Source organism: Desulfobacter sp., assembly GCF_050177295.1.
Genome location: NZ_JBFXHE010000353.1, coordinates 1 through 4,654 on the forward strand (window position 1 = coordinate 1; position 4,654 = coordinate 4,654).

Consider the following 4,654-nt stretch of genomic DNA (forward strand, 5'->3'; position numbering starts at 1 on the left):
TCATGCACACCCGTCAGCTGGATATGATTATGTCCAACGAATCGGCCATCACCCGCTACCGAAAAAAAATCGATACCGATATACAAAACGTTGTGCTTGCAAAATCCTGATTATAACGGATTTGGGGGAGGCCATTAATTCGCTTCCTGGTCTTTCCCTATTTTTCAGGCTTCTTGACCATTGCACATGAATTCTCTGTCCTGTTTTTGGTCGCAATTTTAGGACAGGATTTAAAATGAGCCACAATATCTAATCTCCCGTTTAGATAAAGTTGCCCAGGTGCAAAGCGCAGAAAAATTTGCAATCAGTATTACAAATTTTTCTGCCATACACACGCTATTTGAAACTGCGCTCGAATAGGTCCTGCATTGCAGCGGCAGCATCGTCGGTAAGATTCCGGGTACCTGTTCCTGCAAAGTTTTTATGGTGAATCACGGGGGTGGCCATCTGCCATTCATTATTCACCCAGGAAAACCAGGCCTTCCTGTCCTGTTCATAGACAAAAACCGGACGGTTGAACAGTTTGCCCAACTCCACACCCCATCCGGTGCCGCCCTTAACGGTCTTGTCCGGCAGGATCCACCCCACGGCAAAAACCTGGTATCCGTTATTGACCATATGAAAAATGGACTGGATAACCTTTCTGATTTTATTGCCTTTTGAAAAGGATCTGCCCAGACGGGCCGAGACAATATCCATTGAGATATTCCCTTTTTCAAGCGCCTCCTGGTTCAGCATCCGTATGCCTGTATCCCTTTCAATCGTATGACCCTCAAAGGAAAAATTAACCTCCTTGACGCCGTATTTCTCTGCAAGTTTTCCAAATTCGGCTTCAGCGCCTCTGTGCCCGCCACTGTACAGTGTAAATTGAGACGGATCATTATTCATGGTTCTTACTCCTCACATTAAATGTTCACCAGATTAAAAAAAAACGGTTTAGATTTTAATTTTCAATTGAATACGGTTTCGATAGATAGTGATCTTATATTATAAGAGTCGGTTAAGATAAGCAAGCTGGAACCTGTGTCAAGGCAGGGATTAAAAAAAAGTATAATGCACCCCAGAATTTGAACCAGTTGCTAAGCTACACATGATGTGCAACGGGTACTGAATCGCGGTGAGAGTTATCATCAGTTACGTCAGACTGTGGCCTATGCCAATTTCGGGAAGCTGCGTTTTAAGAGAGAATACGAGCAACAGGTCTGAGAAAAATGCAGCCGTCTGATAACCAACTGCATTATCTGCTATAACGCCGCTATATTATAAGGTCTTCTCGACCACATGAACAACGCCGGAAATATTGAAAACTCTGCCTGGCTCGTCAAAGTCTCTCCTGTTGCCTGGCAGCATATCAATCTTCACGGGCGCTATGAGTTCAATAAACATCCTGAGCCTGTCAATATGAACGAGATCATTCAACAGATGTCGAAAATATATAGCTGTAGTGGCCAGAAAACACAGGGTATACTGGAATGATCCTTTTCGGCGCATTGTGCCAAAAACCCCAAAATCGAATCGGCAAAGAAGCTGCTGTCAAATGGAGTCCCGGCCCGTGATGTAGCACAAAATTTAGGTGTTTCAATCCCAACATTATACAGGTGGGTTCCAGCTTCAGCACACCCTTCGTCTTAGCAGGTTATTTTTTCCGTTTCGTGAGCAGACCCCTATATGGTCATTGGGCCTATAAATTTGCAACATTTTTGCCATTCCGATGTATTCAACCTGATATGCACCATCAGAGGATGGTATATCACGCATTAACAAAATCTGGCGGCTTTTTTACCGATACCTTTCTGAAGCCCTCCTGCACCCTTCTCCTGTTTTAAACGCTGAAGGTCGGGAGCATCTTCTTCACGAGGTCGCACTCCTGCAAACCAGCTATCTATGCACTCAATAATCCTGTTGTATCCTTTGTCATGCTCAAAAACATAAAAAATAAATTTTTCTTTCTCTTCCTCGGTTTTCAGATTTATCCAACCAGTTGAGTTTTCGCAATGACATACTGGGCATACCCTTTCAATTTCTGAGGTGCTGATGCAAACCGTTGTGTGATCAAATCTCAGGGTTGGCATTTTTGTCGTTGTGCAGAGTACGAACCCATTCCGTCAACTCACTACCCCTACAGGGTTTACTGAAATAATACCCTTGCAGCACATCACAGCCCATGGCTTTGAGTCGTGCTGCCGTGTTTTTATTTTCCACACCTTCGGCAACAACTTTCAGGCCGAGATTATGACCAAGGTCAATGGTCGACCGGACAAGGACTTCATCACTTTCATTCTTGAGCATATCCATGACAAACGATTTGTCGATTTTAATTTCAGATGCCGGTAATTTTTTTAAGTAAGCCAATGACGAATAGCCCGTGCCGAAATCATCAATAGAAATTTTAATCCCCATATCTGACAGTCTGGTCAATATTTCCAAAGCACGATCTGGATCTTTAATGATCGTTCCTTCAGTGATTTCTATAATAATAAACTCTGGCGGCAATGCATATTGGGCCAGAATTCCGGTAATGGTGTCCGGCAGATCGGCGTCAAGCAGGGTCGTGGGACTCAGATTGACTGCAACAGTCAGCTTAAGGTTACTCTCATGCCACTTAATTGCCTGGGACAAGGCATGCTTAAAAACCCATATGGATAAAGGCTTGATGAGTCCTGTCCGTTCAGCCAGGGGAATAAACTCATCCGGAGGCATGAATCCATGCTCGGGATGCTGCCACCGGACAAGCGCCTCAACGCCACTCACATCCCTTCTCTTCACATCTATTTTTGGCTGAAAATGAAGCAGCAACTCGTCGTTTTCAATGGCCTGGCGCAACTCTCCCATTAGGGTAAGGCGATGGGGGCTGTGTTTGTCAAGCTTGGTAGAGTATATGGTAAACCGCTTACTGTCCTCTTTAGCAGCATACATTGCCACATCGGCCCGCTGCATTAGGGTATCGCCGTCCTTGCCGTGATCCGGAAATATGGCGATACCAATGCTTGCCTGTACCACAAGTTTTAATCCTTCAATAACAAAGGGAGCCAGGAAAGCGTTTTTGATTTTTTGCAAAATGATGTGAACATCTTCACTATTCTCAATCACCGGCATAAGCAGGGCAAACTCATCTCCACCCGATCGAGCCAGGGTATCGGATTTTCTGATGAGCCCTTTCAGACGCAGGGCAACATTTTTCAGCAACCTGTCCCCACTGTAGTGACCCAGTGTATCATTAATCTCCTTGAAGTTTTCCAAATCCATATAAAACAGGCTTAATTTCTTATCGTCACGTATAGCACTGTGCAAGGCCTGCTCAAGTCTGTCCTTCAGGAGTACGCGATTTGGTAAATCTGTTAGATGATCGTGGGTGGCGTCATGGGCGGCCTTATACTCCAGATCGGCAGTCTGTTTTCTCAGATCAGACGTCTGGTCAATGAGCATCGTACTTGCCTCATACGCCATGATGGAGCTGACATATTGACCCCAGAAGGCAAAAATAAAAGGCATGGCATTAAGAAACCAAAGAGTAGGAGTATTCTTTTGGGTCTCAATAAGAAAGTTTATAGTGATGGCAGCATACTGCATGTGACAGGAAATCAGCGTGGCAAGTACCAGTGCAACAACAGCAATTAGCACTCCATAGATGGCATGCTTTGTCACCCGTGAGTTCATGATTTTCAGATTGGTTTTCAGGGTTTGACTGACGCTTTCCATAATAAGTTTCTTAGATTAATGGGTCTAAATGCACAAAAGAACAAAATCAGCAATAAGAAATTTCTTATGCCAGCAGTTTGGGTGTAATTAAACATTTAGGGAAAATCTGTCTTCGCAAAATGGCTTCCCAGCTTGAAACTCATAATGATTTAAGAAAATTACAACCGCTTATCACAAAAACAAGATGTACTTAGGGAGTTTCTAAAAAATAAAGGCCCCATTTGCTGTAATGAATGTTATTGATCCTGGCGTTATTTTGGCATGTTATAATTCCGGGAAAAGAAAATCAATTGGAAAAATTGGATACCGAACTGAAAGCGATAATAAAGGATGCGGCCTTTCTACCGACAGGAAAAACAGTTTCACCGAATTGGAGTAGACATTCATGTTGCTTGCTGGATACACGCACGTCGAAAGTTCATGGATGTGCCCCCCCCCCAAAAAAAAGCCTTCTTGGCAAAGCCATCAACTATACCCTTAATCAATTTACAAAAAAAATATAAACCGATGGTATCTCTTATTTCAAAATATTGTAATTGATACCAGGCACAAATGGAAATTAGCCCAAAACATTAGGTTACAAACCAGGGCAGTCATGATAAACTAAAGCGTTTTAAAAATCCTTTTCCACCATCATAAAAGAACAAAGAGGTCATTTCTGTGAAATCAAAAGCCCTTGAAGTCAACCTTTCAGATACCCGGGCAGACGTCACCATTGATGAACGGTATCTTCTGCTTCTTGACTTTTTTAAAGGATATGTGGGCATTGTCAGCCGCCTGGAAACCTTTTTAAAGGAACTGTCCCATCCGTACCGGAACTGGGCCTTTATTGTCACCGAGTCCCGGCATTTTTCCCTTCACCATTTTCATTTGTACGGCAGTGAGCCCAATGGACCAAAGGCGCTTGATTTGCTTTGTGATATTTTTAACACGGCATTTGAATCCATATCGGATC

6 protein-coding genes are annotated in these 4,654 nt (G+C 43.4%); 3 read left to right on the plus strand and 3 right to left on the minus strand.

Going from position 1 to position 4,654, the window contains the following annotated elements; all coding sequences use genetic code 11:
• Window positions 1–336: 336 nt before the first annotated feature.
• Window positions 337–888, minus strand: a complete 552-nt coding sequence (locus AB7U36_RS18775; RefSeq protein ID WP_004070432.1) for a hypothetical protein — start codon at window positions 886–888, stop codon at window positions 337–339.
• A gap of 207 nt (window positions 889–1,095) precedes the next feature.
• Between AB7U36_RS18775 and AB7U36_RS18780 the strand changes: the two genes are divergently transcribed.
• Window positions 1,096–1,206 (plus strand): Tn3 family transposase, encoded by a 111-nt coding sequence (locus tag AB7U36_RS18780; RefSeq protein ID WP_428161183.1) that lies wholly within the window; start codon window positions 1,096–1,098, stop codon window positions 1,204–1,206.
• Between the two features lie 303 nt (window positions 1,207–1,509).
• Window positions 1,510–1,632, plus strand: coding sequence for a helix-turn-helix domain-containing protein (locus AB7U36_RS18785; protein ID WP_428161186.1), 123 nt, complete (start codon window positions 1,510–1,512; stop codon window positions 1,630–1,632).
• A gap of 125 nt (window positions 1,633–1,757) precedes the next feature.
• Here the strand turns inward: AB7U36_RS18785 and AB7U36_RS18790 are convergent, their stop codons facing one another.
• Both AB7U36_RS18790 and AB7U36_RS18795 read right to left on the minus strand, forming a co-directional pair.
• Complete coding sequence (locus AB7U36_RS18790; protein WP_428161184.1) at window positions 1,758–2,072, minus strand: hypothetical protein; 315 nt, start codon at window positions 2,070–2,072, stop codon at window positions 1,758–1,760.
• Complete coding sequence (locus tag AB7U36_RS18795; RefSeq protein ID WP_287036200.1) at window positions 2,053–3,699, minus strand: putative bifunctional diguanylate cyclase/phosphodiesterase; 1,647 nt, start codon at window positions 3,697–3,699, stop codon at window positions 2,053–2,055. Before AB7U36_RS18795 ends, AB7U36_RS18790 begins: the two co-directional genes overlap by 20 nt.
• A 660-nt stretch (window positions 3,700–4,359) precedes the next feature.
• Here AB7U36_RS18795 and AB7U36_RS18800 point away from each other — a divergent pair.
• Window positions 4,360–4,654: hypothetical protein (locus AB7U36_RS18800; RefSeq protein ID WP_428161185.1), on the plus strand; the 295-nt coding region annotated here is incomplete at its 3' end.

Bases quoted from the DNA above. Each gene is read 5' to 3' on its own strand.
- AB7U36_RS18775 (WP_004070432.1), bottom strand. From the start codon at position 888: ATGAATAATGATCCGTCTCAATTTACACTGTACAGTGGCGGGCACAGA.
- AB7U36_RS18790 (WP_428161184.1), bottom strand. From the start codon at position 2,072: ATGCCAACCCTGAGATTTGATCACACAACGGTTTGCATCAGCACCTCA.
- AB7U36_RS18795 (WP_287036200.1), bottom strand. From the start codon at position 3,699: ATGGAAAGCGTCAGTCAAACCCTGAAAACCAATCTGAAAATCATGAAC.